This is a genomic window from Cardiobacterium hominis (assembly GCF_900637305.1).
GTDB lineage: Bacteria > Pseudomonadota > Gammaproteobacteria > Cardiobacteriales > Cardiobacteriaceae > Cardiobacterium > Cardiobacterium hominis.
Map to the genome: position 1 here is coordinate 632,372 of NZ_LR134365.1, position 26,425 is coordinate 658,796.

Genomic DNA, 26,425 nt, shown 5'->3' on the forward strand with positions numbered 1-26,425 from the left:
GCGCTAGCGCCGACGCTAAAAAACCTCGGCGGCCGCCTCGGCCTCTTACAACAAAACCCCGCCGACTGGCTCAAAGGCGAAAACAGCGGCACCTTGAGCGAAGCGGACATCCTCGCCCGCATCAACGCCCGCGCCGACACCATCCGCGCGGAACTCGCCGCGCAGGGCATCATTATCAAAGACACCGCGGGCGGGGTGGAATGGCGGTATGAATAAAGCGCTTTCCGCCACTGAAACCAACCCCTTATAATGCGGTAACTCCACTGTAACGAAAAGGAAATTCCATGCCAGATAACCGCCCGCAACCCGAACTCCAGCCCGAACCGCAGCGCGAAAAACCGCGAAAATCGAGCCTTTCCCTCGCCCTCATCACCGCCGCGCTGATAATCGGCCTCGGCGGCTGGGGGCTGACGCAACTCTTTGACGGCGGCAACAGCGGCGGCGCGGTCGCCACCGCCACGGCCGACAACCTGACGCAAGCGGAAAAAGACGCGCGTGCGCAACAATTCAGCGCCGTGCCGCGATATACGCTGCGCCGTCTGGACGCCAACGAGGCGCGCAGCGCCATCCAGAACCTGCCGCTGCCGGACGACCAAAAAACCGCGCTGGCGCAAAACATCGTCCCGACGGCTGACAGCCAGACACAAGCGGCACAACCCGCCTGGGACAAGGGCGGACAGCAAATGGTGGAGCTGGTGCTGTGGGATAACGTCGCGGAAGACGGCGACGTGGTACAAGTCAGCTCGCTCGGCTACAGCCAGACCATCCCCATCACCCACGCGCAGCAGACCATGTACTTCCCGGCGCAGTACGACGTTCCCGTCACCATCACCGGCATCCACGACGGCGGCGGCGGCATCACCCTCGGCTTCACCGGCTCCGGCCAGCCGGTGTCGCTGCCGGTCATGGCGGAAGGCCAGGTCATCAGCCTCTACCTGCAATAACCCATGAATGCCATCTACCGCCTGCTGCCGCTGATGATGTTCATCTGCCTCTGCCTGATGCTCTGGCAGTACGTCTCCGGTGCCAAAGACGGCATCCTCGACTTCCTCGCCGCCATCCGCTGGTACCTGCTGGCGGCGTTCCTCCTCATGCTCGTCCTGCTGCGTGCCGTGTGGCTGCACGCGCACGACCGCGCCCCCGACTGGATTTACCGGATAATACCCATGGACATACTCGACCGCCTCAGTAACCGCGCCGACATCGAACAGGCCGCAGACAAACTCGACAAAGAAGCCATCCTCATTGACGCCGAAGCAGTAAAAGCCCGCCTGCAAAGCCAGGTTGTCGGCCAGGATCAAGTTTGCCACGATCTCGCCTGGCAACTGCGCCGCCGCCTTGCCCTCACCCAGCGCAACAAACCCGTCGGCGTCTTCCTCTTTGCCGGCCCGCCCGGCACCGGCAAAACCTGGCTCGCCAAAGTGCTGGCGCAAGTGCTGGGGCGCAAACTGCTGCATTTCGACATGACCCAGCATGCCTCCGGCGCCTACAGCGCCTCACAACTCTTTGGCATGGCGCGCGGCTATGTCGGCTCGACCAGCTACGGCGCGCTTACCGCCGGACTGCGCGACTACCCCGAAGCCGTCGTCCTGCTCGATGAAATCGAAAAAGCGCATCCGGACGTCCTCAAAAAATTCCTCACCGCCTGGAACGACGGCTTCATTACCGAAGCCTCGGACGGCAAACAAATCGACAGCAGCCACGCCATCTTCATCCTCACCTCCAACGCCGCCACCGACCAGCTCGCCGACCTGCAACAAAGCCTCGGCCACGACCCGGACGCCCTGCGCAGCGCCTCCGTCGCCACCCTGCGCGAACAAGGCTTTGCCCCCGAAGTGCTGAACCGCATCGACCGCATCTTCGTCTTCGCGCCCTTTAGCGGGCTGGATATCGCCCGCGTCTGCGCGCTGGAAATGGAGCGGATGATTAACGGCTACGGCCTGAAAGTCGCGGGCAAAGGCATCGACCCGCAAATCATCATCGACCTGATGGAGCGCTACAAACGCATGGGGCGCGCCGCCAGCAGCCGCGACCTCGTGCGCGCGCTGGAAGAATCCATCGCTGACTCGCTCATCCAGGCGAAAGAACGCGGCTACGACACCATCGAACTTAAACGCGAAGACGGCAAAGTCAAAGCGAAAATGCACCGTAGCAACCCGCCTGCCGCCCCACGGAGCACCGCATGAACCGCAGCATCCACAGTCACGGCCGCAGCCTGTGGGCGCGCTCGGCTAACTACCGCCGCCTTGCCTGGACGGCCGGCTTCCTCGCGCTCATCGCCATTATCGCCCTGAACCGGCACAGCGCGTCGCCTGTTCCTGTTTCTGCCCCTGCCGCCGCACCGGCAAGCACAAGTGCGCCCGCGCCTACACCAACCACGGCGCAATACACCCCGCCGCCGCCCAAAGCCCCGCCCGCTGCGCCGAAAAGCGCAGAAGAACGCGTCGCCGAAGCCCTGCAACGCTCGGCACAACAACCGCCCGCAACCAACCGCGCGGGCAACAACATCGGCGTCCTTTCCGCCCGTTCGCCGGATGGGGCAGCGGATAACGCACAACCGCTGACCATCCTCGACCCGCACAGCGACCGTCTCGAAGACTACCCGGACGTTTCCCGCACCTGGGGCGACACCCTGCACATCTCGCCTGCGGGCAGCGGCTTTAACGTCGCCTACATGACCGATGGCGATCTGAAAGGGCTACGCCCGTTTGAACCGCGTAGTGGCATACCGCCGTACCGCCCTGAAAACCGCAGTGCCAGCACCCTGGACAGCGCCACTGACCTCTGGCGCAAAGAACCGCAGCGCGTGGTTGCCCGCGAGCACGTCGGCACCATCAAAATGGATTACGCCTGGAGCGAATTCAAAAACATCCCCTCGGAAGACTTCGCCGCCTACTGGACGGGCAAAATCCACATCCGCAAAGGCGGCTACTACCGCTTCCGTATAAACCAAAGCTGGTCGGATACGCGCATCCTCCTCAACCGTCACCGCATCTACGAAGGCAGCCACGACAGAAACAGCCCGCGCGTCTGGCTTGACCCCGGCCAATACACCCTCGAAGTCGAATATCTGAACAACTGGCACACCACCAAATTTGAACTGGGACTGGAAACCGCCCCTGCCGAAGATGCGCAAAGCCGCTGACCCCGCATGAGCCGCTACCGCAGACCGCAGCGCAGCCTCTGGGCGCGATCGCGTAACTACCGCCGACTTGTCTGGTTTGCCGCCTTCATCGCCTTCCTGACCTATCTTGCGTTCAACCGTCCGCAACAGCGCCAGCCTCCGCCCTTTGCCGTCACCGCTGCGCCATTGGCACCGCCTGCCGCCCAGTCACCACCACCACAACCTGCTCCGCGCAAACCTACCCTCGTCATCGCCAAGGGGAACCGCTTGCAAGACCTGCCACTCGCCCAAAACCGCTGGAGCGAAGTACTCTCTGCCCGCACACCCGGCAAAGGGTTCAACGCTTACTATCTCGATCACGGCGAACTGGAGCGCCTCCACCGCGCCTATCACCCTTACAACTACGACAAAAAGGACGGGAGCGTCGTCGCATGGGCGCGCGTCGGCGAAGAAAAACCATCGCTCGCCCGCTACGCCGACCGCTGGCGCGAGGCGGGACGGCAGATAGCCGAAGAAAACAGCAGCAGCATCCGTATCCACTACAACTACAACGAACTAAAGCGCATTCCCGCCGAAGACTTTGCTGCCTGCTGGCTGGGCTACATTGACATCGCCCAGGGCGGCTATTACCAGTTCAAACCGCAGGGTGGAGGACTGGCCCGCATCATCCTTGACCGCCACCTCGTTTCAGATGGCCATGCAGGTCAAGTACCGCCGCAACTCTGGCTTGAGCCCGGCCGCTACCTGCTGGAAGTCGAATACCTGAATTACCGCCACACCGCCGAATATGCCTTGGGACTGGAGCTGGCCTCCACCCGCCGCACGCCCTAAAAGCGTAACCCAGCGTTGGGGTAAATCTTGATGGCGCGTTGGGTTACGGTTGCGCCTAATCCAACCTACGGGCGGGGCGCTCAGATCAGGCTGAAATGTCCTTCTTCCAACGTCACATTCACTTTGGCGAAGGCGGTCGCGGTGTAGGCGCTGCCGCTGCCGTCCGGGTCGTGGTAGAGTGTGTCGCCTTGTTGGTATACGCGGGTGGTGTGGGTGATGTGTTGTCCTGCGGCGGTGTACCAGTTGTCGCCGAGGCGTCCGAAGACGGCTTGGTTCAGCGCGATTTTGTCGCCTTCGCCCGCGTTGAAGTCAGTGATGGTGTCGATGTTTTTGCCGTCCAGGAGGCTGGCGAAGGTGAAGGTGTCGGCGCCCGCGCCGCCGGTGAGGACGTCGGCCCCGTAGCCGCCGTCGAGGTGGTCGTTGCCCGCGCCGCCGTCCAGGCGGTTGGTCTGTGCGTTGCCGTAGAGTTGGTTGTCGCCGCTGTTGCCGCTGCCGCTTGTGGCGTGGGTGCCGAGGAGGTAGAGGGTGGTTTCGTCGTTGGCGAGGGTGTAGTCGCCGATGCTGTAGGCGGTGGTGCCGTGGTGGTAGGTCGTGCCGTCGGCGTGGGCGATGCCGTTGCCGTGCAGGTGTACGTGGGAGTCGCCGCTTTGGTGTTGGCGCACGGCTTCGCGACCGTCCGCGCCGAGCCAGGTGTTGTCGTTCAGGGTGGCGTCGAGGTCGCCGTTTAGGGTTTTGTCGCCGTGCAGGCCGTGGCTGCTGTCGGCGCCGAGGTAGGTGATGGGCGCGCCGGCAAAGGTGGGTTCGGGCGCGAGGATGTTGCCGCTGATGGTGAGGCCGGTGAGCGCGCCGTGGCCGCCGCCGTGGGTGATGTCGCCGTCGTAGAGGTTGGGGTCTTGCATGTTGTTGCCGTAGGCGCTTTTTTCGTCGCCCGCGCCTGCTTTGTCCCAGATGCTTTCGGCGCCGATGCTGGCGCGGCTGACCCGTCCGCTGGCGATGTTGTCGCGGTAGGTGGTGCCGCTGGAGTCGGTGGCGGTGTACATGAAGTTGGTGGTGGCGTCGTGGGCGACGTCGATGTGGTTGTTGTGGTAGTGGTTGTTTTTGCTGCCCTGGTAGGCTTGCAGGATGGCCTGGCCGCCCGCACGGGTGGTCATGATGTGGTTGTTTTCGATGTGGTTGTCGCTGGAGGCGTAGGCGATGTGGATGGCGCTGGAGTGGGCATCGGTGAGGATGTTGTCGCGCACGGTGTTGTGGTTGCTGCGGTCTTGGAGCGAGATGTTGCGGGTGTTGTGATGGAGGTGGTTGCCGCTGATTTCGCTGTCGCTGACGGTGGAGAAGGCGACGCCGTAGTAGGTGCCGCTCACTTGGTTGCCGCGCACGGTGATGTGTTTGATGGTGCGGCTGGGGTCGGCTTCGGCGACGGTGCCGTCTTCGACGTATTGCCGCCAGACGGGCGCTTTGGCGTCGCGCCATTGGGGGTTGCCGGGTTGTTGCGCGCCGTTGAAGGCGATGCCGACCGGGGCGTCGGCGTGTGCGTGCGCGCCGTTGCCGGGTTTGGCGCTGATGTGGTTGTTTTCGACGGTGATGTTTTCGGTGTGACCGCTGCCGCTGTAGACGGTGATGCCGTAGCCGGGGTAGCCGGGGCGCTGGCCGAGGTGGAGGATGTGGTTGTCGTGGATGCGGTAGTCGTGCAGGTCGTAGCCGAGGATGCCGTGTACGCCGGGGGCGGCGTTCATGTTGAGGGTGAGGCCGCTGATTTCGCCTTGGCTCGCGCCGTTGGGCAGTTTGAGCGCGGCTTCGTTGACGCTGTTTTGTACGGCGAGGGTGCTGCCGTTGCCGTGCAGGTAGGGGACGCCGTTTTCCAGCACGATTTGGCTGCCAAGTTGGTATTCGCGCTGCGCGGGCAGTTCGATGCCCAGTTGCAGGGTTTTTGCGGCCTGGGCGGCGGCGTTGAGCGCGGGGGCGAGGTCGGCGCCGCCGTCGTGGAAGGCGACGGCCGGGATGTGGTTTTTGCAGGTGAGTGTCCAGCCGGGGGGCATGCCGTCGCTGTAGCCGGTACTGTTTTTTTGTAGCAGGGCGTGGTGGTTGCCGTCGCTGATGATGAGGTTTTGTAGGGTCGGGTCGGCGGCGATGGCGGTTTTGGCGGCGCCGAGGTCGGCGACGATTTGGTAGGCCGCGCCCGGCGGCAGGTTTTCGCGGGCGAAGGTGTCGGCGGCGCTTGTCGGGGCGGCGTTTTGTACGGCGATGTCGCTGTCTATCCACAGGCGGTTGCCGTTGTTTTCGTAAGCGCGGTATTGTTCGCCGCCTTCTGTTTGGCTGTCGCCGGTGGCGTGCCAGTTGTCGCCGAGGGTAATGCGGTCAGCGTCCGTGCCTTTGATGCGGATGTCGAGGCCGCGCGCGGCGTCCAGCGTGTCTTCGCGCAACAGGCGCAGGTGTTGGCTGCCGTTGCCGCCGAGGTCGAGGGTGGCGTGGTTGGCGATTTGTTCAAAGTCGAGCCAGGTGTCTTGCTGGAGCGCGGCGAAGTCGTTGGCGGCGCGGTTTTGCAGGGTTTGTGCGAGGGCAGGGTCGTCCAGCGCGCGCGTTTTTTCGACGAGGGTGGTGATTTCGTCGGCGTAGTAGCGGGCGATGCTGGCATCGTCCAGCGTGCCCGCGTTTTCGCCCCAGATGGAGAGTGCCGCGCCTTTCAGGCGTTTGCCGTCCACCGCGTTCGCGTGGTTTTTTTCGTCCCAGATGCCGGGGTTCCAGTCGCGCAGGATGAGGCGGCTGTCGTAGTTGCTGTCGGTCGAGTCGCCCATGCCTTGTTTGGGGACGGCGTAGAGGTAGCCCGCGTTGTAGTTCAGCACGTTAAAGCCGGCGTCGAGTAGTTCCGGCACGCTGGCGCGCAGGGCGCGGTTGGTCTCGCCGATGCTGCCGTCTTGTCGCCCGTCGTGGCTCCAGTAGGTGATTTCGATGGTGTGGTCGAGGCTGGCGAGGTTCGCCTTGATGACGCCGTCGTTCCAGATGCGGGTTTTCAGGCCATGCTGCGCAAGGAATGCCGCCATTTGGTTGATGTAGTTGATGTATTCGTGGTTGTTGGCGGCGCTGTAGCCAAATTCGTCGCCGCCCAGGTGGAGGTGGCGGGCGCTATCGCCGAAGGCGGTCGCGATTTCTTGGGCGAGCGCCTGCACGAAGGCGAGGCTTTGCGGCCGGGTGATGTCGATTTCGCGCGCGGCGGGGTCAGAGTTCGCCGCTTGTAGCGCTTTGACGTAATCTTCGCCTTTTTCCAGCGCGAGCAGGCGGAAGATGGCGTTCATGTGGCTCGGCGTTTCCAGCTCCGGCACGAGTTCGATGCCTTTCGCCTTGGCGTAGCTGGCGAGTTCCGCCACTTGCGCGGTAGAGAGGAAGGGTTTGCCGGTGTGCGGGTTCACATGGTTGCCCGCGCTGTCGCGCGTCGCGTCCTGCGCACGCTGGCCGAGGAGGGCGCTTTCCAGCGCGTAGTTTTCGTGGTCGGAGAGGTGCAGGTGGAGGAAGGTGCCGCCTGCTTTGGCGAGGGTGTCGATGAATTGTTTGATGACGTCCGCGCTGTAGAAGTGGCGGGCGATGTCCAGATTCAGCCCGCTTTCGCGCGCGCCCACGGTGGGCGGTGCGGGGTAGGCGGGGTCGTCCTGCACGTTGAGGGTGAAGGTTTTTTGTGTGGAGAGGCCGCCCGCGTCGGTGGCGGTGACGGTCAGTTTCACCGTCGGCTCGCTGGCGTAGTCGAGATGCTGCCCGGCTTTGAGTTTCAGTGTGCCGTCGCTGGTGACTTCAAAGCGGTCGTCGCTGGTTTTATAGGTGTGCGTGTCGCCCGCGTCGGGGTCGTGCGTGGTCAGTTTGCCGACGGTTGCGCCTGCCAGATTTTCCGGTACTTCCAGGGCGGAAAGCCCGATGTCGGTCGGTGCGTGGTTGAACGCTCCCGCTGAAGGCCCTGCTTCACCAGCGACTTGCACGCGCTCGGTCGCAGTTTGCGGGGCAAGGCCGGTGTCGGGGACGCTGGCATCGGTTTTGTCGCTGCTGTGCGGCGGGATGCTAAATTCGCGCTTGCTGTAACCGGAAAAATCGTTGTGGCCGATTTGGTTGTCGCCCAGTTGTTGCCCGTTGTATTTGACGGCGTACACCATGTCGCCGCCGGAAGCAGTGTTGTTGGCGATATAGTTGTTGGCGCCGTTTTCGATGGCTATCGCCGCATATTCTTCGTTTTCGCCGAGGGCGGCATTTTGTCGGCCGATGTTGTGGATTTCGTTGGCGACCACGGTGTTGTTCTTGCCTTCAATGGCGATGCCGTGATTCCACGCCGAGCCGATGTGGTTTTTCACCACCAGGTTGTCGTCGGAAGTAACCGAGATGCCGTTGTCAAAGGAAGGATCGCTGATGTTTTTGGCGATGATGCTGCGATCCACCCCTTTGGTGATGCCGATGCCTTCAAAGGCGGTGGTTGATTGTTGGTTGCCGACGTGGTTGTCAATTATCACCATTTCCACCGGCGCGCCGAGGGTGGTGGCGTGGCCGCCGACTGCCATGCCGCCTTTGACGTTGTGGATTTGGTTGCCGACGATGGCCGCGTTGGGCGAGTCGTCCTTGACCATTACCCCGAAGCCGTCGGTGTGATCAATCAAGCCCGCGCCGTCGATGACGCTGTCCAGCACCAACAGATTCTTGCTGCCGCTGCCCGCCTGCCGGAAGCCCTGCGCCAATATGGCACTGCCACCGACGTTTTTGATGGCAACGTGATAGACCTGCATGCTGTCGGCGTTGGTGAACTGGAAGGCATTGACCGCCGCATCGCCCGTTTTCCAGCTCATGTCGAGCGAGAATTCGCTGAAGAGCAGGTTTTTCGCCTTGCCACCCGAGGTGGCGAGGAAGGGGGCAACATCATCTGTCTTGTCGAATTCCAGCACGGTGGCGCTGCCTTGGCCACGAATGTGTTTGTCCTGCGCCCTGTCCAACACCACCGAACTGATGCGGTGCGTACCCGCGGGTATGTCGATGATGCGGATATTGGGGTCATCCAGCGCTTTTTGCAGGCGCTCAGTAAAACTCTGTCCCCATTTGCCGTCGCGCAAATCAGCGATTTCATCAGGGCTTGCCGCCTCAATTTTCAACAACGAATCACGGGCGCTTTTCTCGGCGCGGTTGACACGCAGCATGATATCGTTGCCGTCGGTGACGGGGTAATTGGGCGGTGTCCGGGCGTCATCAGCGGTCGGTGCGGTTGCCGCGCTGGTCGGTGTTTCGTGATGGGCGGAGTTGTCGTCGTAGGTCGCCTGTACGGTGATTTTCGCGCCCTTTTGCGCGGCGGTGAGGGTGAAGGTCTGCGCGGTTGCGCCGCCAATCGGGTTGCCATCAGCAAACCACTGGTATTTGACCGCGCTGGCGTCGAAGTTATCGGCATCCTTGACGGTGGCGGTCAGCGTGCTGCCCACTTTGGCCTCGCCCGTGATGCTGATGCTGCCCGGCTGGTTGGGCGCGGGGTAGGCGGGGTTGTCCTGCACGTTGAGCGTAAAGGTTTTTTGGGTGGAGAGGCCGCCCGCGTCGGTCGCGGTGACGGTGAGCGCCACGGTTTTCTCCGCCGCGTAGTCAAGATGCTGTCCGGCTTTCAGCTTCAGCGTTCCGTCGGCGGCGACTTCAAAGCGGTCGTCGCTGGTTTTGTAGGTATGGGTGTCGCCGCTGTCGGGGTCGTGCGTGGTGAGTTTTCCGACGGTCGCGCCGTCTTGGCCTTCGGCGACTTGGCTGGCGGAAAGCGTGATGTCGTCCGGGGCGTGGTTTTGCGGCGGCTGCGGGGTATCGACGTTTTCGATGGTGATGTTGAGTGTCGCCGCCGCTGGCGTCTGCGGCGTGCCTTGTTTGATGGCGTCCACCGCCGGTTTGGCGCTGCCGTCCTGTCGCCAGAAGCCGTAGTAGGCCTCGCGGTCGGCGGCGTCAAGCAGGTCGGGGCGGTTGTTGTGGTCGGCGTCGATGTTGGCGTCGGGGATGCCGTCGCCGTTGGTGTCGATATTGACGTCCACGATGCCGTCGCCGTTGTCGTCGCGGTTGAGGATGCCCTGCACGTAAGCGGCGCGGTCGTTCTGCGCCTGGTAGAGAATCATCGGCCCGGTGTAGTCGGCTTTTTGCTGCCATTCGAGCAGGGTTTTGATGGTGTTCGCCTGCCAGGTTTCGGCAAGGCCCGCAAACATCGCGTCCCAGCCGACTTCGCTCGGCCAGATGTGCTTGCCGCCGTCGCCGTGCGCCTGCAGGATTTGCATCAGGGTTTTTTCGCCCGCGCCGGGGGCGACGATGTCGCCGTTCATCTGCGCCCAGCCGTTGTCCTTGAAGTCTTTGGCGAGGATGCCGTAGGGATGGTGCGAGAGCGCGTCGAAGTAGCCCTGCGCGCCCGCTTTGTACATGCGCTCCAGAAATTCTTGCGGGCTGATGTAACTGCCATCGGCGCGGCTGTCGCCGACGGTCATGCCGCCCGCTAGTACGTTCGCTTCCGCGTCGGCGGCGTGCGCCGCTTCATACACCAGCTTGAGCAGGCGGGTGTAATGCTCCGGGTTCGGGTTGGGATTCGCCCAGGTGTCGCGCCAGAATTTGTTGCCCGGCTCGTTCCAGAATTCGTAATCGTGGATGCCCTGCGCGCTGTAGCGCTTGACCGCTTCACCGAAGAAGCGGGCGAAATCGGCGTCGTGCTGCGCTTTGGGCGCGTGCGTGCTCGTCCAGTAGCCTTCCTGCGCCAGTTTTTGCTGCTGCGCGGCGGGCAGGTCGCCGATGTCGCTCGCCCAGTTGGGCGTGCCCATGACCTGCATCAGCACTTTCATGCCGTATTTTTGCGCCAGCCTGACCGCATCATCGACATAGCGCCAGTCGTAGCTGCCGTCGTCTTGCGGCTGCACCTGGTTCCAGCCGGCGGTGATGCGCACCCATTTCACGCCGAGCGCGGCGGCGCGCGCGTAACTTTCCTCAATCGCGGTGCTGTCGTCGCCCGCCCAGCGCGGGTTGAACGGCTGCACGCCGACGCCGTTGGTGCCGCGAAACGCCTCGCGCCCGATGATGAAATCGACCGCCGCCTGCTGGTTGTCGTGACTGGCGTGTGCTTTCGGGTCATAACTGTAGGAAAGCGTGCCGCTCGCGGCGTCGTAGCCGGTCAGCGTCAGCGTGCCCTTGTCGTCATCAATGACCGTGCGCGGCTGATGGGCAAGGTCGGCGAGTTTGGCGGCGTTTAACGTCGTCTCGCCGACGGTGAGCGCTTCCCCCGCGCCCAGCTTGCCCACGGCAATGCTGCCCGGCGTGGCGTCGTCCGTCTCGCGCACGGTGAGTGTGGCGGCAGATGGCGGCTGCGTATCGTCCGTGACGGCGGCCGTCGCCGCGCTTTGCGGCTGCTCGGCGTACTGCGCGTTGTCGGTATAAGTCGCCTGCACCGTAATCTTCGCGCCCTGCTGCGCGGCGGTAAGGGTGAACGCCTGCGCGCTCGCGCCCGCAATGGGCTTGCCATCGGCGAACCACTGATAGCGGATGTCGGCAGGCACGCCATCGACGTCGCTGACCTCGGCGGTTAAGGTCGCGCCAACCTTCGCCGCGCCGCTGATTTTGACCGTGCCTTCGTGGTTGGGTTGTGGCTGCGGGTTGGGTTGCGGGTTTGGTTGCGGGTTTGGTTGCGGGTTTGGTTGCGGGTTTGGTTGCGGGTTTGGTTGCGGGTTTGGTTGCGGGTTTGGTTGCGGGTTTGGTTGCGGGTTTGGTTGCGGGTTTGGTTGCGGGTTTGGTTGCGGGTTTGGTTGCGGGTTTGGTTGCGGGTTTGGTTGCGGGTTTGGTTGCGGGTTGGGTTGCGGGTTGGGTTGCGGGTTGGGTTGCGGGTTGGGTTGTGGGTTGGGTTGTGGGTTGGGTTGTGGGTAGTTGCCGCTGTCGCTCTTGTAGCCGTGGTCGCGCGCGAAGGCGATGCTGCCGGCGACCAGGCCAACCGCGCCCAATACGCCCAGCGGGGCGAGTGCGGGTTGGTCAGCGCCCAGCGGCTGCGCGGTGATGATTTCGCTGGCGAGCGCATGTTCCGGCGCGCGCGTGACCGGATAGCTGGCAAGGCCGCCGTTTTCCTGCACGCCGACCAGCGCGCCCTGGCCGCGGGTGAAGTAGTTGTCGATGACGAGGTCGGGTTGGCCGTCGCCGTCGAAGTGGATGAGCAGGTCGTCGCCCGTGCGCGCGGTGGTGAGATTTTCCGGGCCGATGCCGGTGGCAAGGTCGGTGAACTGGTAGTACGCGCCGTCTTCAGCGGCGATGTGCAGCGCAGCGCCTGCGCCATCAACGGGATATTCAGCGACGACCGCGCCATCGGCACGGTGCAGGGTGAGGAGGATTTGCCAGTTCATAAGGGTGCGCCAGTTGGTGGGAATGTGCTCTTTCAAGCAAGATTGTTGCCAATTGTTTACGGGCGGATGACATTATTTTGGGCGCACCGCTGCGGGCGTCAGCCGCGTTTTTGCATTTCGGTGATGCGGTCGCGGCCAGCGTAGTCTTGATGGGTGGCGATGTTGTGCCAGTCGCCGCTGGAGGTGGCGCGGGCGCGCAGTTTTTCGCCTTGTTGCCAGCCGTGTTCCATGAGTAACCAGCCGTTGGGTTTTAGGTTCCGCGGTGCTTGCTGCATGATGGTGTAGAGGTCGCGGTAGCCGTCTGCGGCGGCAATCAGCGCGCTTGGTGGTTCATGGGTGAGCGCGGCAAGGTGCGGGTCGTTGGCTGCAATGTAGGGCGGGTTGCTGAGGATAAGGTCGGCACAGTCGGCGGCAAAGGGCGCGAGCCAGTCGGCCTGAAGGAAGGTGAGGTTGGTCAGCCGATGCGCGTGCGCGTTTTCTTGGGCGATGGCGAGCGCTTCGGCGCTTTGGTCGGTGGCGGTGATGCGCGCGTCGGGGCGGGCGGTGGCGATGGCGAGCGCCAGTGCGCCGCTGCCGGTGCCGAGGTCGATGACGGTCGGCGCGTGCAGATCGCGCAGGTGGTGCAGGGCGCGTTCGACGAGGATTTCGCTGTCGCTGCGCGGGATGAGGGTGGCGCGGCTGACTTTGAGGTCAAGGCCGCAGAAGGGTTGGTGGCCGAGGAGGTAGGCGAGCGGTTCGCCTGCGTGCAGGCGGGCGGCGAGGGCGTCCAGCGCCTGTTGTTGTGCGGGCTCAAGTTCGGGGTCGTGGATGCGCTGCGCGGTGGGCGAGAGGCCGGTGATGTGCGCAGCGAGGTGGCGGGTTTCGATGGCGGCGACTTCAGTGTCGGGATGGGCGGCGATGGCTTGGGCGAGCCAGTGGTGGAGGTGCATGGTTTAGCGCGGCAGCAGGCGGGTGATGGCGACGAGTTGGGCGGCGCTGATTTCGCCGTTGATGTGGTGTTGGGCAAGGCGGGCTTCGAGGCTGTCGGTAGGCGGGTTAGGCAGGCCTTCGATACGGTTTTTGTGCGCGAGGTAGGCGTGGTGGCGGGCGCGTTCGGCGCGGGCGTCCGCGCTGCGGTCGATGTCGGCGTAGTTCGCGGCGGCGTTGGCGGCGAGGGTTTGTGCAAGCAGGGTTTCGGCGGTGTTCATGCGGGGCGGATTTCGCTGTGGATGTTGCTCAGGTGGTCGCGCGCGTCAAAGTCGGCGGTGAGCTCGCCGTCACGGCGGTGGGCGCGCAGTTGGCGCGCGTTTTCTTCGAGGCGGTAGTGTTTGGCCTTGAGGTAGGCGCGGATGGCGCGGCGGTGGTTCACGGGGGATGCGGTGATTTGGGCGAGGGTGGCGAGGGTACGCGGCAGGCCGTTTTCTTGTTGCCAGAGGCGGGCCAGTTCGGGTTCGTGGATGGTGAAGAGGGCGAGGCCGCTGTCGTAGTCGCCGTAGTAGTAGGCGTCCGCGCCGGTTAGGGCGCAGGCGATGATGCCGAGGTTGGGCAGTTCGGCTTCGTTCAGCAGGAATTGGGCGGTGTTGAGCAGCGCGGTGTCGGCGGGGTTTTGGAAGAGGGTGCGGTCGTCGTGGTTGTCGCGGGCGGGTGTTTGGCGGCGGTCATAGTCGCGCAGGGTTTTGGCGCTGTGGGCGGCGTCGGCGGGCAGGGTGATGTTGTGGTTCGCCCATAGCCACAGCCAGCTTTGGTTTTGTCGGGCGTAGCTGCCGATGCCGCGCACGGTGAGGGAGGCGTCACCAATGTCGAGTTCGCCGTGTTCGAGGTCGGCGCTCCAGTCGGCATCAAGGTCGATGTGGGCGGCGAAGGTGGCTTGTTTGTCGAGGATGAGGCCGAGGTGTTGTTCGAGGAGGGTGGTCATGGGTGGGGTCTGTGGGTTATTGGCTTGGGCGCTGGTGGTGTTTGTAATCGGTTGATGGTGTTGGTTATTCAACGGTGATGGTTTTGGCTGGTTTTCTTTTGTCGCCTTGCGACGGGCTTGCTGCCCCCACCCCAACCCTCCCCCACGGGGAGGGCGTCTATTTGTTCTTGTTGTTTGGTGGGGCAAACCCCGCCTTGCGGTTTTGGGCTTTAGGGCGCGTTGACAATTAGACATCCCCCCTCCCCTGCAGGGCGAAGCCCGCAGCGGGGGAGGGCTGGGGAGGGGGTGTGAAAAATCGCGTAGCGACGGCATTATTCAAAACGAGGTAGCCCTCTAAACGTATATTGTCATGCGAAATTTGTTTATCCCTGCCCTCACCCCAACCCCTCTCTCGCTACGCGAGCAATGCTTGTCCCAGAGGGAGAGGGGCTTATCCACGGAAATGCAAACAGCCCCTAGAGGCTGTTTTGCAGGTCGAGCAGGGCGTTGGCTTCTTGTTCTTGTTGGAGCGGGGTGATGATGGCGTCCAGGCCGCCTTCGAGGATGTCGGCGAGGCTGTAGAGGGTGAGGTTGATGCGGTGGTCGGTGACGCGGCTTTGCGGGTAGTTGTAGGTGCGGATGCGTTCGCTTCTGTCGCCGCTGCCGACCAGGCTTTTGCGCTCGGCTGCTTGTTCGTTTTGGGCTTTGGTGCGCTCGACGTCCAGGAGACGCGCGGCAAGCAGGCGCATGGCTTTGGCGCGGTTTTTGTGTTGTGAGCGTTCTTCTTGGCATTCGACGACGATGCCGCTCGGCAGGTGGGTGATGCGGATGGCACTGTCGGTTTTGTTGACGTGCTGTCCGCCCGCCCCGGAGGCGCGGTAGGTATCGACTTTGAGGTCGGCGGGGTTAATTTCGATGGGCTGGATGTCGTCGCCGACGGGCAGGATGGCGACGGTGGCGGCGGAGGTGTGGATGCGGCCGCCGGATTCGGTTTCGGGGACGCGCTGTACGCGGTGCGCGCCGGATTCGTATTTGAGGGTGGAGTAGACGTTGTTGCCGCTGATTTGGCTGATGATTTCTTTGTAGCCGCCGTGTTCGCCGGGGTTTTCGCTGAGAATTTCGATTTTCCAGTTTTTTTGTTCGGCGTATTTGCCGTACATGCGGAAGAGGTCGCCGGCGAAGATGGCGGCTTCGTCGCCGCCGGTGCCGGCGCGGATTTCGAGGTAGATGTCGGCGCCGTCCAGCGGGTCTTTGGGGATCATGTGCCGCGCCAGTTGGTGTTCGTTGGCGGCGATTTGTGCTTCGAGTGCCGGGCGTTCGGCGGCGGCGAGTTCGGCCATTTCGGGGTCGGTTTCGAGGTCGGCGAGGTCGGCGAGTTGGCGCTCCAGCGCTTCGGTGTCGTCGAGGATGGCGATGACGGGCGCGAGTTGCGCGTGTTCTTGGGCGTAGCGCCGCAGTTGGTCGGGGTCAGCGGCGGTTTCGGGCAGGGCGAGCAGGCCGTTGAGTTCGTCGTAGCGTTCGCGCAGGCTGGCGAGTTTTTCGCGGATGGCGGGGTGCATTTAGTGGGTCTCGGTTTTGAAGGTGTCGGCGATGATGGCGAGCCAGTCTTTGTGGTCGGGCGGGATGGCGTGGATGAGTTCGCTCGGGTTGTGCAGCAGTTTGTTGGTGAGTTTGCGGCTGAGTTGTTCGAGCAGGTGCGCCGGGTCTTCGCCGTGCGCCAGGCGCCGGTAGCTTTCTTGCAGGAGTTGTTCGCGGATGGTGTTGGCGTTTTCCCGCATTTTGCGCACGATTTGTTGTTGCGGTTTGGAGCGCAGCCAGCCGATGAAGTCGTCGCCGTAGAGGTTGATGATGGCTTCGGCCTGGCGTGCCGCGTTTTGTCTGGCTTTGAGGTTGTCGTCGATGATTTGTTCGAGGTCATCGACGCTGTAGAGGAAGGCCTGGTTTAGGGTGTCGATGGCGGGGTCGAAGTTGCGCGGGATGGCGAGGTCGATGAGGACTTGCAGGGCGTTGCGCCGCCGTTTGAGCGATTCTTTGAGGTGTTCGCGGCTGATGAGGGTGCGGTCGCTGCGCGCCGCGCCGATGATGATGTCGGCTTCGTGCAGTTGTGCGGGCAGTTGTTCGAGGCTGATGGCGAAGCCGCCGTGTTCTTCGGCCAGGGTTTGGGCGTGCGTGAGGGTGCGGTTGGCGATGATGAGGCGCTTGATGTCGGTGTCTTTCAGGTATTTGGCGACGAGTTGTGCGGTTTCGCCCGCGCCGACGATGAGCGCGGTGCGGCGGTTGTGGTCGTCATAGAAGCGGTGGGTGAGTTTGACGCCGGCGGCGGCGACGGAGACGTTGTTGGCGCCGATGGCGGTGCTGTGGCGGATTTGTTTGGCCACCGAGAAACTTTGCTGGAAGAGGCGTTCCAGTATGCCGCCGATGGTGCCGGCTTTTTTGCCGAGGTGGTAGGCTTGTTTGAGTTGGCCGAGGATTTGCGGCTCGCCGAGGATGAGGGAGTCAAGGCCGCTGGCGACGCGGTAGATGTGGCGGATGGCGTCGCGGTCACGGTAGTGGAAGGTGAGGTTTTCGAGCGCGTCCGGCGCGGTGGTTTTGTGTGCCGCCAGCCATTGGACAAGGCGCGCGCGGTCGCCGCCGACGGCGTAGATTTCGCTGCGGTTGCAGGTGGACAAGAGGGCGATTTCGCTCGCGCCGGTCGCCTCGCAGCAGTTGGCAAGGGCGGTCAGGGTTTCTTCCGGGGTGAAGGCGAATTTTTCGCGCAACGCGGCGTCAGCGGTGTGGTGGTTGATGCCGAAGGCGGTGATGGTTTTGCCGGGCGGGTCGGAGGGGTTCAACATATGGTCATTAACTTTTTCATGTATCTATTTTAAGCTATCGCGCTTTCTCTTTCAGCCGATGGTGTCAAAATTGCCACGTCGTAACCGTTTGTCTTTTGCCCTGTTCTGCACGCTGCCCGTCTTCGGCGGTCTGGCGCTGGCCGTTCCCGCGCAGAAGCAAACGCAGCAGCAATGGTCGCAGTCTTCCGCTTGGCTTTATGGCGCGATGGCCGCCCGTTTTGAGGATCATGCCGGCAAGTTTGGCGCCGCGCTCAATACGATTGCCGATGTCGCGGTGCAAAGCGGCGAGTATGATGCGTTGGAATATGGCTACGGTCTCGCCTGGGACACTCGCGATTTTTCCCGCGCTGAAAAGATTGCCCGCGTCTGGCTGGAAGCGTTCCCCAAGGATAACGACGCGCGGCTGGCGCTGTTGCGCGTCCTGCTTGCCGACGGCCGTGCCAACGAGGCGCTGGTGCATATGTCGGCACTGTTGGAAACCGACGGCGGCCCGCAAAACGTCGCGCAGATTTTCCGTGTTCTCGCCGAATACCCGGATAGCGCAACCCGCCTCGGCCTGCTGCAAAAACTGAGCGAGCAGTTTCCGAAAAATCCCTACCTTTATTACTACCTTGGCCTGATGGCGAAAGAGCAGGGCAAGGTGACGACCGCGGTCAAGGCGTTCAGCGATGCCATCGCGCTGGACGGCAACTGGCGCGAACTGGAACTGATGCAGGCGCAGGTGCTGGCGAGCATCGGCAAATTGCAGGAAGCGCGCAAAATCATGGACCGCATCACCACCCGCTACCCGCAAGACATCAACCTCCTCTCCGCCTACATCGACATGCTGATCGCGCATTACCAGTGGCAGGACGCGATTACCCTCGCCCTGCGCTGGAAAGAATTGCGCCCGCAGGATGCAACCGTGCGGCAACTGGTGGCGCAACTCTACGCCTCGGCCGGCGACTATCCGGCAGCGTTGCAGGCCTTCCGCGAAATCTTGGACGCGCACCGCATTGACCTCAACAGCTACCTCTTTTTCGTCGCCAACGCCGCCGAACGTGCCAACCAAAAAGAAATGGCGGCGACGCTGCTTGACGAAATCAGCAAAGACTCGCCGCGTTATCTGCAAGCGCAGGAGCGTCTCGCGCTGCTCGCCTTCGCCCGCAAGGATTACGACGCGGCACAAGAGCGCTTCGCCGCCTTGCGCCAAGACTTCCCTGACGACGCACAAGTGCTCGATACCTATTTAATGGAAGCGGCACAACTGCAACAGGCGCAACAATGGAAACGGCTGGAAAAACTGCTCAAGGCGGCGCTGGCGCGCTATCCCGAACAAGTTGATCTGCTTTACGTTCTCGCTGAACTGCACGCCGCGCGCGGTGACCTCAAAGAAGCCGAAGAACAGTTCAACAAAATCCTCGCCATCGATCCCGCCAACATTGACGCGCTCAACGCCTACGGCTACCTGCTGCTAACCCAGGGCGACGACGAAAAAAAAGCGGCACAGCTCATAGAAGCGGCCATCAAACTCTACCCCGACTCGCCCGCCATTCAGGACAGCTACGGCTGGCTGCTCTACCGTCAGGGCAAGACCGAAGACGCGCTCAACTGGCTGCGCCGCGCCTACGCCGCTTACCGCAGCAACGAAATCTCCGCGCACTACATCGAAGTGCTCCATGCCTCCGGCGACAAGGCGCTCGCCGAAGAAGTCTATCACTACGAAAAACAAGGGCAGCCGGACAACGCTGCCCTCAAAGCCATCGGAAAAAAACTGGGACTCGACCATGACAAGAAAAAATAAACTGGCGGCGTTTGGCCTCACCCTGCTCCTCGCCGGCTGTGCGCAAACCCCGCCCGCAGACGAAAACGTCACCTACACCGCGACGCTCAATCCGCAACACTGGCGCGCCGAAGGCAAAATCGCCCTGCGTTACCCCGAATGCCACCACAACCGCGGTTGCGAAGACAAAGGCGTCAATGCCAACATGGCGTGGACACACCACAACCAGGACGAACTGCTGGTCATTACCGACCCGTTCGGCCAGGAGCGGATGCGCATCGACTACCGCGGTGGCGTCATCAACGTGCGCGAAGGCACGCGCGAAGAAGTCATGAGCAAAGAAGAATTGGCGAAAGAAGTCGGCCTACCGGTACCGCTCGAATCCATCGCCAACTGGCTCATCACCCAGCGCAGCGACGAAAGTTTCAACGCCGACGGCTGGCAAGTGGACGTGCGCGACTGGCAAGGGGCGTACTACCGCAGCATCCGCCTGAAACAAAAAGACTACCAAATGCGCCTTGTCGTGCAAAAAATGACGACAATATAAACAGATGCACAAAAAAAACGGGTGCTGCCTTGCGCGTATAGGACAAATCGCTATAATGCGCGCCTCTCGCCGACATGGCAGAGGACGGGCGGATAACCCGTTATCACCAATTGGGGTGTCGCCAAGTGGTTAAGGCACCGGGTTTTGATCCCGGCATTCGTAGGTTCGAATCCTTCCACCCCAGCCATCTTCCTACCCAAATCCAAGGTGAAAACGTGTCCAGAGGCAGTATGACCGTATTCACGGGTAATGCGAATCCGCAACTTGCCCGTCAGATCGTCCAGCATCTCGGCTTGCCGCTTGGCAACGCCATCGTTGATAAATTTTCTGATGGCGAGATTCGGGTGGAACTACAAGAAAACGTCCGCGGCAAGGACGTTTTTGTTATTCAGCCGACCAGTCATCCCACCAATGACAGCATCATGGAGCTGCTCATTCTGAGCGATGCCTTGCGCCGTGCTTCTGCCAACCGCATCACCGCTGTTATCCCCTACTTCGGCTACTCTCGTCAAGATCGCCGCCCGCGCTCTGCCCGCGTGCCGATTTCCGCCAAAGTCGTCGCCAATATGATTGCTGGTGTCGGCATTGACCGCGTCTTGACGCTGGATCTGCACGCCGACCAAATCCAGGGATTCTTTGACTTCCCGGTGGACAATATTTACGCCACGCCGATCATCCTGAATGACCTGCTGGCACAAGATTTCGAAAATCCGGTGGTCGTATCGCCGGATGTTGGCGGTGTTTTGCGCGCCCGCGCTACCGCCAAACAGATTGATGCCAAACTGGCCATCATCGACAAACGTCGCCCGCGTCCAAACGAGTCAGAAATCATGAATATCATTGGCGACAGCATCGAAGGCTGCGACTGCATCATCGTCGATGACATGGTAGATACCGCCGGCACCCTTGCCAATGCGGCAACTGCGCTGAAAGAGCGCAAGGCGCGCACGGTAACGGCCTACTGCACGCACGCCATCCTCTCCGGTAACGCGATTGAAAACATCGAAAAATCCGGCATGGACCAGCTGATTGTGACTGACTCCGTACCCCTGCGTGAGGCGGCTAAAAATTGCAAAAAAATCCGCGTGCTTTCCATCGCCGGCCTGGTTGCCGAAAGCATCCGCCGCATTCACGTGGAAGAATCGATTTCTTCGCTGTTCGTCAATTAAGACGCACCGCGAAAACCAACAGAGCGCTGGTCGCAAGCGCTCTTTTTTATACTATGGAGAAACCTATGAGTGAATATGCATACACCCTGAGCGCCATCGTTCGCCAGGACAGCGGGAAAGGTGCGAGCCGCCGCCTGCGTCGTGAAGGACTGGTGCCCGCTATCGTTTACGGTGGCGAAGGCGCGGCGCTTCCCGTCGCCGTCAAACAGGACGATTTGGTCAAATTCGGCCGTTTTGACAGCTTCTATTCGCAAATCATCTGCCTGAAAGTTGAAGGCCAGGGCGATGTTGAAGTTATCGTCCGTGACGTGCAACGCCACCTCTACAAACCGCTCTATCAACACATGGACTTCCAGCGCGTTGTCCGCGGTCAAGAATTGCAAGCGACTGTCAGCCTGCACTTTACCAACGAAGACACCAGCGTGGGCGTCAAGGCGGGCGGTATCGTCGAGCACCACCTCAACAGCGCGGAAATCGTCTGCTTGCCGCGTAACCTGCCGGAATACATCGAAGTCGATATGGCGAACGTGGCTCTTGGCGACGTAATCCACCTGCGCGACCTGAAACTGCCGCAAGGCGTGCGCCTGCTGCATGATGACGACCGTGCCGAAGCCGTCGTCGCGCAAATCACCCACCCGAATCGCGGTGCGGTAGAAGAATCTGAAGCAGAAACCGGCGAGAGCGACAGCGCTGCCGAGTAATCGCGGATGATCAAACTGATTGTCGGCCTCGGCAACCCCGGGGCCCGCTACCAAAAAACCCGCCACAACGCGGGTTTTTGGCTATTGGATCAGCTCGCCGCTGCCGAAGGCGGGCGGCTGGCCGAAGACAAAAAATTTCAGGGCGAGTACGGCAAAATCGCCCTCGCTTATCAGCCCGTACATCTACTCAAACCGCTGACCTTCATGAACGCCAGCGGTCGTGCAGTAAGCGCGCTCGCCAAATTCTACGACCTCGCGCCGGAAGAAATCCTCGTCGTCCACGACGAACTGGATTTGCAGGAAGGCGCGGTCAAGCTGAAATACGGCGGCGGTCATGGCGGTCACAACGGCCTGCGCGACATCATCGCCGCGCTCGGTAGCAAAGACTTCTACCGCCTGCGCCTTGGCATCAACCATCCGGGCGACCGCAACCAGGTCGTCGATTACGTCCTGCATCCGCCCGGCAAGGCCGAGCAGGAAAAAATTGACGACGCCATCGCGCGCGGCCTCGCCATTCTGCCGGTACTCGTGCGTGACGGCGCGGAAAAAGCCATGCACCGCCTGCATACCGACGGTTGAACACGGCCGTTTCATGCGAAACCAGAGGGAAACATACTATGGGATTTAACTGCGGCATCGTCGGCCTGCCGAACGTCGGCAAATCGACACTCTTCAATGCCTTGACCAACGCCGGGATTGACGCGCAGAACTACCCGTTCTGCACGATTGAGCCCAACACCGGCATCGTTTACATGCCCGACCCGCGGCTGGACGCGCTGGCGGCCATCGTTAAACCGGAGCGGGTGCTGCCGACGACGATGGAATTTGTCGATATCGCCGGACTCGTCGCGGGCGCATCCAAAGGCGAAGGTCTGGGCAACCAGTTCCTTGCCAACATCCGCGAGACCGACGCCATCGCCCAGGTGGTGCGCTGCTTTGATAACGACGACGTCGTCCACGTCGCGGGCAAAATTGACCCGCTCGCCGACATCCAGGTCATCGAAAGCGAGCTGATTCTGGCCGACATGGCCTCATTGGAAAAAGCACAACAGCGCCTCGTGCGCGTCGCCAAAGGCGGCGACAAAGACGCCAAACTGAAACTGGACATCATCGCCCGCCTTGCGCCGCATCTGGAAGACGGCAACCTTGCCCGCACCCTGCCGATGAGCGACGAAGAGCGCAAAGCGCTGCGCGAACTGTTCCTGCTGACGATGAAACCGATGATGTATGTCGCCAACGTTGATGAAGCCCATATCGACGGCGACAACGCCTACGTGCAGCAAGTGCGCGACAAGGCGGCACAAAGCGGCGCCGTTGTCGTTACCGTCTGCGCGGCGATAGAAGCCGAACTGTCGCAACTCGATCCCGCCGAACAGGGCGAACTGCTCGCCAGCTACGGCCTCGCAGAGCCGGGACTAAACCGCGTCATCCGTGCCGGCTACCAACTGCTCGGCCTCGGCACCTACTTCACCGCCGGCGTCAAAGAAGTACGCGCCTGGACCATGCCGGAAAACGCCACCGCGCCGCAGGCTGCGGGCGTCATCCACACCGATTTCGAGCGCGGCTTCATCCGCGCCGAAGTCATCGCCTATGACGACTTTATCCGTTACCATGGCGAAGCCGGCGCAAAAGAAGCGGGCAAATGGCGCCTCGAAGGCAAGGACTACCGCGTACAAGAAGGCGACGTCATCCATTTCCGATTTAACGTCTGATACCATCCCCCACCCATTTCCCAAAAGGAGCAAAACCATGGCGAACTACTCAACCAACGAATTCAAGGCTGGCCTGAAAATCATGCTGGACGGCGACCCGTACAACATCGTCGAAAACGAATTCGTCAAACCCGGCAAAGGACAAGCCTTCAACCGCGTCAAAGTGCGCAACCTCAAAACCGGCCGCGTCATCGAGCGCACCTTCAAATCCGGCGACAGCGTCGAAGCGGCCGACGTGCACGAAACCGAAATGCAGTACCTCTACAAAGACGAAAACAGCTGGCACTTCATGCACCCGGAAACCTTCGAACAACTGCAAGCCGACCAGGCCGCCGTTGCCGACGCCGACAAATGGATGCTGGAACAGGCGCTGTGCACCGTCGTCCTCTGGAACGGCAACATCATCAGCGTTACCGCGCCGAACTTCGTCGAACTCAAAGTCGTAGATACCGACCCCGGCCTGCGCGGTGACACCTCCGGCGGTGGCGGCAAACCGGCAACACTGGAAACCGGCGCCGTGGTGCGCGTACCGCTGTTCATGAACATCGGCGACGTCATCCGCGTTGATACCCGCAGCGGCGAATACCTCGGACGCGCCAAAGAATAACCCACCGGGAGGAATCCCCATGTACAAACGCAGCCTTGCCTTGCTCGCCCCTGTCGCAATCGTCTCTTGCGTCACCGTCAACATCTACTTCCCGGCGGCCGCCGCCGAAAAAGCGGCCGACCAAATCATCCTTGACGTCTGGCACCAGCAGGGCGGCGCAGCGGAGGCGACAAAAGCGGCAACAACCCCGCCCGCTGCCAAAAACAGCGGCGCGAAAAACGAACACAGCGCGCTTGATCCGCGCCGCATCGTCGTCGCGGCACTCAGCGCCATCAGCGGCGAAGCGCACGCACAAAACGTGGACTTTAACGCCTCATCCCCGCAAATCGAACAAATCAAGGCTCGCATGGCGAGCCGCTTTGGCGAACTGCGCCCCTTCCTCGATAGCGGCGCCATCGGTCTGACCGCCGACGGCCTCATCGCCGTACATGACGCCAACGCAGCCAGCCTTGCCGACCGCGCGCGCATGAACCAACTGGTCAGCGCCGAAAACAAAGACCGCAAAGCGCTCTACCAAGCCATCGCGGACGCCAACAACCAACCCGGCTGGGCAGGACAAATCCAGAAAACCTTTGCCGAACGCTGGATCAGCCAGGCACAAAGCGGCTGGTGGTACCAAAGCGGCGGCGGCTGGAAGAAAAAATAAACCGCATCACTACGTAGGTTGAGTTAGTACATCGCGTAACCCAACAATCTGACATGCTTTGTTGGGTTACCGCCCTCGGTCTGACTCAATCTACAAAGCAAGCATCATAGAGGGCGTTCCGGCGCATCGCCTCGAAGAAAGGAGTACAACATGAAAACCTTGATTATCAACGCCCATCCCGACCCGCATTCCACCTACTCTGCGACCAACCGCATGGTGAAGCATCTGCTGACCAAACTGCCTGTGGGTAGCACGGAAATCGTTAATCTTGCGGAAACCAAGCAGCCGAGCCTCGATAAAGCGGTGCTGGATATCTTCATCAAAACCGTTTTCCGCCAAGAACAACCGACCGCCGAAGAAGCGCAACACTTCGCCGGTATCCAAGCGAACGTCGCTCAATTCAAAGCGGCGCCGCGCCTCGTCATCGCTTATCCAATGTACAACTTCGGTATTCCAGCGCGCCTGAAAGACTGGATTGACAGCATCGTCGTCCCCGGCGAAACCTTTCGCTACAGTGCGAACGGCAACCCCGAAGGCCTGCTGACCACACACAAGGCTCTGATACTGCAAGCCAGCGGTGGTGTCTTCAGCGAAGGCGGACGTGCCGCGATGGAGCACACCGTGCCATATCTGCAAGACGTGCTGCGCCTCCTTGGCTTCGCCAGCGTGGATGCGGTGCGCGCCGAAGGTACTACAAAAGCCATTATTGGACTGGACGCCGCTGTTGCCAAAGCCTGCGCCGATATTGATGCCAAAATGGACGTGTTTACCCACTAAAATAAAATTCGCATCGTAGGCTGCGCCTCGACCGCCGTTTCCGGCGGTTGAGAATTGCATGTATAACCTCGCCACTACCACCATGATTCATAACGTCCTCATCTTCGACATCGAAACCGTCGCCGACGTTGCCGCTTACCGTCTGCTCAACCACCCGCCGCAAGACCTGGACGACGCCACCATCTACCGCATGATGTGCAGCGAGCGCCTTGGCGAGACCGGCAGCACCTTCATGCGCCACCACCTGCACAAAATCGTCGCCATCTCGGTCGCGATGAAAACCGCGCAAGGGCTGAAAATCTGGTCGCTGGGCGACGAGACGAGCGGCGAATACGAAATCGTGCAGCGCTTCTTCCAGGGCATCGACAAATACGCGCCGACGCTGGTCAGCTGGAACGGCAGCGGTTTCGACCTGCCCGTCCTGCACTACCGCGCCCTCTTCCACGGCATCAACGCGCAGCGCTACTTTGAAATCGGCGACCACGACAAAGACTACAAATTCAACAACTACCAGAACCGCTACCACTGGCGCCATATCGACCTGATGGACGTCCTCTCCGGCTACCAGGCGCGCACCGTGGCAAGCCTCGATGACGTCGCCAAACTTTGCGGTTTCCCCGGCAAGCTGGCGATGGACGGCAGCGCCGTGCAGGAACGCTACGCCAATGGCGACCTCAAAGGCATCCGCGACTACTGCGAAACCGACGTGCTGAACACCTACCTCGTTTACCTGCGATTCGAGCTGATGCGCGGCAACCTCAACGCGGTGAGCTACCAAGAGTGCCTGGAAGAAGCGCAGAGCTTCCTGCAAGACCAGGAAAGCGAACACTGGCAGGAATTCCTGCAAGCCTGGGCGGAACGCGGCGCATGAGTGCGGATGACGCCATCTACCGCGTGCAGTTCAAAACCGAACAGCACTACTACGACCTCTACGTGCGCCACGTCTTTCCCGCTGACATGGCGGGCTTTATCTGCCTGGAAGGCTTCCTCTTTCACGAAGAAACGCAAGTGCTGATTGACCCGCGTGTAGAAAAGCTCACCGCCGAATTTGGCGACGTCAGTACCGCCTTCGTGCCTTATCACCAAATCATCCGCATCGACAAAGTCGAGCGTCAAGGGGAAAGCCGCATCCAAAACGCACCCAGCAGCGGCAATCCCAAAATCAAGCCCTTCCCACCAGTGCTGTAAAGCGCCACCCCAAGCGCGGGTACAGCCCCTGCCCTTGTCGGAGGCATTACATTAAGCGCTGTTTGCAATTTGAGTCCCCTCCCTCGCGGAGCGGGGGAGGGTCGGGGCTCCCCATGAAAAAACGAACGCCTTTTTCAAGGTAACCCGGGGAGGGGGTGTGAAAACCGCGTAGCGACGGCATTATTCAAAACGAGGTAGTCCTCAAACGTATGTTGTCATACGAAGTTTGTTTATCCCAGCCCTCACCCCAACCCCTCTCTTGCTGCGCAAGCAATGCTTGTCCCAGCGGGAGAGGGGCTTATCCGCTGA

The 26,425-nt window shown here is 61.6% G+C and carries 22 protein-coding genes and 1 tRNA gene; 17 read left to right on the forward strand and 6 right to left on the reverse strand.

What is annotated here, in order from left to right; genetic code table 11:
- Positions 1-93 precede the first annotated feature (93 nt).
- The 5 genes from EL199_RS13475 to EL199_RS02905 all read left to right on the forward strand — a co-directional run bounded on the left by EL199_RS13475 (position 94) and on the right by EL199_RS02905 (position 3,955).
- Positions 94-216, forward strand: coding sequence for a CysS/YqeB C-terminal domain-containing protein (locus EL199_RS13475; RefSeq protein ID WP_004140451.1), 123 nt, complete (start codon positions 94-96; stop codon positions 214-216).
- 68 nt (positions 217-284) lie between these two features.
- Positions 285-944 (forward strand): hypothetical protein, encoded by a 660-nt coding sequence (locus tag EL199_RS02890; RefSeq protein WP_004140450.1) that lies wholly within the window; start codon positions 285-287, stop codon positions 942-944.
- A gap of 3 nt (positions 945-947) precedes the next feature.
- Positions 948-2,186 (forward strand): AAA family ATPase, encoded by a 1,239-nt coding sequence (locus EL199_RS02895; protein ID WP_004140448.1) that lies wholly within the window; start codon positions 948-950, stop codon positions 2,184-2,186.
- Positions 2,183-3,145, forward strand: a complete 963-nt coding sequence (locus tag EL199_RS02900) for a PA14 domain-containing protein (RefSeq protein WP_004140446.1) — start codon at positions 2,183-2,185, stop codon at positions 3,143-3,145. Before EL199_RS02895 ends, EL199_RS02900 begins: the two co-directional genes overlap by 4 nt.
- A gap of 6 nt (positions 3,146-3,151) precedes the next feature.
- Complete coding sequence (locus EL199_RS02905; RefSeq protein ID WP_004140444.1) at positions 3,152-3,955, forward strand: PA14 domain-containing protein; 804 nt, start codon at positions 3,152-3,154, stop codon at positions 3,953-3,955.
- 80 nt (positions 3,956-4,035) lie between these two features.
- Here EL199_RS02905 and EL199_RS12945 read toward each other — a convergent pair whose 3' ends face one another.
- The 6 genes from EL199_RS12945 to hemA all read right to left on the reverse strand — a co-directional run bounded on the left by EL199_RS12945 (position 4,036) and on the right by hemA (position 17,007).
- The gene (locus EL199_RS12945) at positions 4,036-12,300 is read right to left on the reverse strand and encodes a family 20 glycosylhydrolase (protein ID WP_126315980.1); all 8,265 of its coding nucleotides are present in this window, start codon (positions 12,298-12,300) and stop codon (positions 4,036-4,038) included.
- Positions 12,301-12,398: 98 nt separating this feature from the next.
- Complete coding sequence (gene prmC / locus EL199_RS02915) at positions 12,399-13,229, reverse strand: peptide chain release factor N(5)-glutamine methyltransferase (RefSeq protein ID WP_004140439.1); 831 nt, start codon at positions 13,227-13,229, stop codon at positions 12,399-12,401.
- Between the two features lie 3 nt (positions 13,230-13,232).
- Positions 13,233-13,487, reverse strand: a complete 255-nt coding sequence (locus tag EL199_RS02920; RefSeq protein ID WP_004140434.1) for a hypothetical protein — start codon at positions 13,485-13,487, stop codon at positions 13,233-13,235.
- Positions 13,484-14,194 (reverse strand): DUF6882 domain-containing protein, encoded by a 711-nt coding sequence (locus EL199_RS02925; RefSeq protein WP_004140432.1) that lies wholly within the window; start codon positions 14,192-14,194, stop codon positions 13,484-13,486. The genes EL199_RS02920 and EL199_RS02925 overlap by 4 nt, the downstream gene beginning before the upstream one ends.
- A 455-nt stretch (positions 14,195-14,649) precedes the next feature.
- Complete coding sequence (gene prfA / locus EL199_RS02930; protein ID WP_004140430.1) at positions 14,650-15,732, reverse strand: peptide chain release factor 1; 1,083 nt, start codon at positions 15,730-15,732, stop codon at positions 14,650-14,652.
- A complete protein-coding gene (hemA, locus tag EL199_RS02935; protein WP_004140428.1) occupies positions 15,733-17,007 on the reverse strand; it encodes a glutamyl-tRNA reductase in 1,275 nt (424 codons plus the stop codon).
- A gap of 61 nt (positions 17,008-17,068) precedes the next feature.
- On the opposite strand from hemA, the gene EL199_RS02940 reads away from it, so the two are divergent.
- From EL199_RS02940 to EL199_RS02995, 12 genes are all read left to right on the forward strand, one after another.
- Positions 17,069-18,790, forward strand: a complete 1,722-nt coding sequence (locus EL199_RS02940; RefSeq protein ID WP_391527311.1) for a tetratricopeptide repeat protein — start codon at positions 17,069-17,071, stop codon at positions 18,788-18,790.
- Positions 18,774-19,316 carry a lipoprotein insertase outer membrane protein LolB gene (locus EL199_RS02945; RefSeq protein ID WP_004140422.1) on the forward strand — a complete coding sequence of 181 codons (543 nt, stop codon included), beginning with the start codon at positions 18,774-18,776 and terminating at the stop codon, positions 19,314-19,316. The genes EL199_RS02940 and EL199_RS02945 overlap by 17 nt, the downstream gene beginning before the upstream one ends.
- A 111-nt stretch (positions 19,317-19,427) precedes the next feature.
- Positions 19,428-19,503: transfer RNA gene (locus EL199_RS02950), tRNA-Gln, on the forward strand.
- 43 nt (positions 19,504-19,546) lie between these two features.
- Entirely contained in the window at positions 19,547-20,485 is a 939-nt protein-coding gene (locus EL199_RS02955; protein WP_040355010.1) for a ribose-phosphate pyrophosphokinase, read from the forward strand.
- Between the two features lie 65 nt (positions 20,486-20,550).
- On the forward strand, positions 20,551-21,186 hold the full coding sequence (locus EL199_RS02960) for a 50S ribosomal protein L25/general stress protein Ctc (protein ID WP_004140420.1): 636 nt from the start codon (positions 20,551-20,553) through the stop codon (positions 21,184-21,186).
- Between the two features lie 6 nt (positions 21,187-21,192).
- Entirely contained in the window at positions 21,193-21,765 is a 573-nt protein-coding gene (pth, locus tag EL199_RS02965; RefSeq protein ID WP_004140418.1) for an aminoacyl-tRNA hydrolase, read from the forward strand.
- Positions 21,766-21,803: 38 nt separating this feature from the next.
- Entirely contained in the window at positions 21,804-22,898 is a 1,095-nt protein-coding gene (gene ychF / locus EL199_RS02970; protein ID WP_004140417.1) for a redox-regulated ATPase YchF, read from the forward strand.
- Positions 22,899-22,935: 37 nt separating this feature from the next.
- Positions 22,936-23,505, forward strand: coding sequence for an elongation factor P (efp, locus tag EL199_RS02975; protein ID WP_004140416.1), 570 nt, complete (start codon positions 22,936-22,938; stop codon positions 23,503-23,505).
- A gap of 19 nt (positions 23,506-23,524) precedes the next feature.
- Positions 23,525-24,151: a YdbL family protein gene (locus tag EL199_RS02980; protein WP_004140415.1), complete on the forward strand. Its 627-nt coding sequence runs from the start codon at positions 23,525-23,527 to the stop codon at positions 24,149-24,151.
- A 150-nt stretch (positions 24,152-24,301) separates the two neighbouring features.
- On the forward strand, positions 24,302-24,928 hold the full coding sequence (locus tag EL199_RS02985) for an FMN-dependent NADH-azoreductase (protein ID WP_004140414.1): 627 nt from the start codon (positions 24,302-24,304) through the stop codon (positions 24,926-24,928).
- A 58-nt stretch (positions 24,929-24,986) separates the two neighbouring features.
- The gene (locus tag EL199_RS02990; protein ID WP_004140412.1) at positions 24,987-25,799 is read left to right on the forward strand and encodes a 3'-5' exonuclease; all 813 of its coding nucleotides are present in this window, start codon (positions 24,987-24,989) and stop codon (positions 25,797-25,799) included.
- Complete coding sequence (locus EL199_RS02995) at positions 25,796-26,116, forward strand: DUF1820 family protein (protein WP_004140405.1); 321 nt, start codon at positions 25,796-25,798, stop codon at positions 26,114-26,116. The genes EL199_RS02990 and EL199_RS02995 overlap by 4 nt, the downstream gene beginning before the upstream one ends.
- Positions 26,117-26,425: the final 309 nt, after the last annotated feature.

Coding starts and splice junctions, on each gene's coding strand:
- EL199_RS02955 (WP_040355010.1), top strand. CDS start 19,547: ATGACCGTATTCACGGGTAATGCGAATCCGCAACTTGCCCGTCAGATC.
- EL199_RS02960 (WP_004140420.1), top strand. CDS start 20,551: ATGAGTGAATATGCATACACCCTGAGCGCCATCGTTCGCCAGGACAGC.
- EL199_RS02905 (WP_004140444.1), top strand. CDS start 3,152: ATGAGCCGCTACCGCAGACCGCAGCGCAGCCTCTGGGCGCGATCGCGT.
- EL199_RS02900 (WP_004140446.1), top strand. CDS start 2,183: ATGAACCGCAGCATCCACAGTCACGGCCGCAGCCTGTGGGCGCGCTCG.
- ychF (WP_004140417.1), top strand. CDS start 21,804: ATGGGATTTAACTGCGGCATCGTCGGCCTGCCGAACGTCGGCAAATCG.
- hemA (WP_004140428.1), bottom strand. CDS start 17,007: ATGTTGAACCCCTCCGACCCGCCCGGCAAAACCATCACCGCCTTCGGC.
- EL199_RS02895 (WP_004140448.1), top strand. CDS start 948: ATGAATGCCATCTACCGCCTGCTGCCGCTGATGATGTTCATCTGCCTC.
- EL199_RS02995 (WP_004140405.1), top strand. CDS start 25,796: ATGAGTGCGGATGACGCCATCTACCGCGTGCAGTTCAAAACCGAACAG.
- EL199_RS02990 (WP_004140412.1), top strand. CDS start 24,987: ATGTATAACCTCGCCACTACCACCATGATTCATAACGTCCTCATCTTC.
- EL199_RS02890 (WP_004140450.1), top strand. CDS start 285: ATGCCAGATAACCGCCCGCAACCCGAACTCCAGCCCGAACCGCAGCGC.
- prfA (WP_004140430.1), bottom strand. CDS start 15,732: ATGCACCCCGCCATCCGCGAAAAACTCGCCAGCCTGCGCGAACGCTAC.
- pth (WP_004140418.1), top strand. CDS start 21,193: ATGATCAAACTGATTGTCGGCCTCGGCAACCCCGGGGCCCGCTACCAA.
- EL199_RS12945 (WP_126315980.1), bottom strand. CDS start 12,300: ATGAACTGGCAAATCCTCCTCACCCTGCACCGTGCCGATGGCGCGGTC.
- efp (WP_004140416.1), top strand. CDS start 22,936: ATGGCGAACTACTCAACCAACGAATTCAAGGCTGGCCTGAAAATCATG.
- EL199_RS02920 (WP_004140434.1), bottom strand. CDS start 13,487: ATGAACACCGCCGAAACCCTGCTTGCACAAACCCTCGCCGCCAACGCC.
- EL199_RS02945 (WP_004140422.1), top strand. CDS start 18,774: ATGACAAGAAAAAATAAACTGGCGGCGTTTGGCCTCACCCTGCTCCTC.
- EL199_RS02980 (WP_004140415.1), top strand. CDS start 23,525: ATGTACAAACGCAGCCTTGCCTTGCTCGCCCCTGTCGCAATCGTCTCT.
- EL199_RS02925 (WP_004140432.1), bottom strand. CDS start 14,194: ATGACCACCCTCCTCGAACAACACCTCGGCCTCATCCTCGACAAACAA.
- prmC (WP_004140439.1), bottom strand. CDS start 13,229: ATGCACCTCCACCACTGGCTCGCCCAAGCCATCGCCGCCCATCCCGAC.
- EL199_RS02985 (WP_004140414.1), top strand. CDS start 24,302: ATGAAAACCTTGATTATCAACGCCCATCCCGACCCGCATTCCACCTAC.